This window comes from Aquitalea sp. S1-19, assembly GCF_024343515.1.
The window spans coordinates 1-1630 of record NZ_RJTZ01000290.1; the positions used below are offsets into that span (position 1 = coordinate 1).

At 58.4% G+C, this 1630-nt stretch carries 3 protein-coding genes; all 3 read left to right on the forward strand.

The features are described from left to right. Nucleotides 1-188, forward strand: a 188-nt coding sequence (locus tag EGI20_RS18455) for a YgiW/YdeI family stress tolerance OB fold protein (protein WP_498633152.1), incomplete at its 5' end; no start/stop codon positions are given. 129 nt (nucleotides 189-317) lie between these two features. After that, complete coding sequence (locus EGI20_RS18460; protein ID WP_498631393.1) at nucleotides 318-1217, forward strand: DMT family transporter; 900 nt, start codon at nucleotides 318-320, stop codon at nucleotides 1215-1217. 25 nt (nucleotides 1218-1242) lie between these two features. Next, complete coding sequence (locus EGI20_RS18465) at nucleotides 1243-1602, forward strand: 5-carboxymethyl-2-hydroxymuconate Delta-isomerase (protein WP_498631392.1); 360 nt, start codon at nucleotides 1243-1245, stop codon at nucleotides 1600-1602. The last annotated feature ends 28 nt before the right edge of the window (nucleotides 1603-1630 follow it).

The window sequence follows — 1630 nt, forward strand, 5'->3', positions numbered from 1 at the left end:
TCAAGCAGCTCACGCATGAGACTTACCAGTTCCGCGATGCCAGCGGCGAGGGCGTGGTCGAGATTGATGGTAAGCATCTGCCGACGGTCAAATTTGACGACAAGACCCGCGTGCGCCTGAGCGGCAAGGTGGACAAGGAAATCAGCGGGGTGGAAGTCGATGTGAAGTCGGTGCAGATCCTGCGTTAAGCACGTTTGCTGTTGCATGATGAAAAACGAGCCTCAGGCTCGTTTTTTTTATGGGGCGTGGTGTTAGCTTGTTTAAATATGCATTAAGGGTAGATAATGCTGTTTAAAATTTTGTGAAGCCTGCCTGCCATGCTGCCCTATCTTGCCCTGACACTGGCCATGCTGTTATGGGCCAGTTCCTTTATTGCCCTCAAGTATGTCTTTGCCGTGTTCGACCCGGTATTCGTGCTTTTTGCGCGCATGGTGATCGCGTCGCTATGCGTGCTGCCGCTGATCTTGCGTGCCGGCAAGCGCTGGCGCTATCAGGCGGGTGACTGGAAATGGCTGCTGGGGCTGGGACTGGCCGAGCCTTGTCTGTACTTTTTATTCGAAGCTAAGGCTTTGATGCTGACCAGTGCCTCGCAGGCAGCGGTGATCACCGCCACGCTGCCGATTCTGGTGACGGCCGGTGCCATGCTGTTTCTGGCCGAGCGCCATGGCCGTCAGGTGTGGGCCGGCATGGTGGTGTCGTTTGCCGGCGTGGTGTGGCTGACGGTGGGCGCCAGCAGCAGTGCCGACGCGCCCAATCCCTTGCTTGGTAATGCGCTGGAGTTTCTGGCCATGGTGTGTGGTGCCGGCTATATGCTGATCGCCAAGAAGCTGTCACCGCGCTATTCGGCGCTGCTGCTGACCGGGGTGCAGGCGCTGATGGGCTCGCTATGGTTCGGCATCGGCATGCTGACGCCGTGGGGGCAGTGGCCGGATACGCTGCCGCTCTGGCCTAGTGTATGGGTGGTGTATCTGGGGGCCTGCATCACGCTGGGCGGCTATGGTCTGTATACCTGGGCGGTGAGCAAGGTCGATGTGGCGCGCGCGGCTTCCTTTATCAACCTGATTCCGGTGTTTTCGGTGGCGCTGGCCTGGCTGATTCTGGGCGAAATGCTGAACCTGTCACAGTGGCTGGCATGTGCGCTGGTGTTCGGTGGGGTGCTGGTCAGCCAGAAAAAGCCGCAGGCGGCAATGCGGATGCCGGTGCCGGTAAAAAGCTGATCGTTTTTGTGTTAAAGGAGTCGTTATGCCCCACCTGAATATCGAATATTCGGACAATTTGTCGGCACTGGATACCGGCGCGCTGCTGTTGGCGATGAATCAGGCACTGCTGGCCTGTGGCCAGTTTGAAGAGCGCGACATCAAGAGCCGGGCACAGAGGATGGATGCCTTTCTGATCGGTGTTTCGCTAGCGCCGCGCGCATTCGTGCACGCCAGATTGTCCATTCTTGATGGGCGCTCACCCGCTACCCGGCAGGCCTTGTCCGCCTGCTTGCTGCAGGTGTTGCAGCAGCAGTGCTGGCCTGATGGTGTCGAGGTGCAACTGTGTGTAGAGGTGCTGGAAATCGAACGCGCCTCGTATGCCAAGGCGTGTATTGAGTGCTAAGCCATACTCTGTGGCAAACGGGCAGGGA

Excerpts from the sequence above, each read along its gene's own strand:
- EGI20_RS18460 (WP_498631393.1), top strand. The coding sequence starts at position 318 with ATGCTGCCCTATCTTGCCCTGACACTGGCCATGCTGTTATGGGCCAGT.
- EGI20_RS18465 (WP_498631392.1), top strand. The coding sequence starts at position 1,243 with ATGCCCCACCTGAATATCGAATATTCGGACAATTTGTCGGCACTGGAT.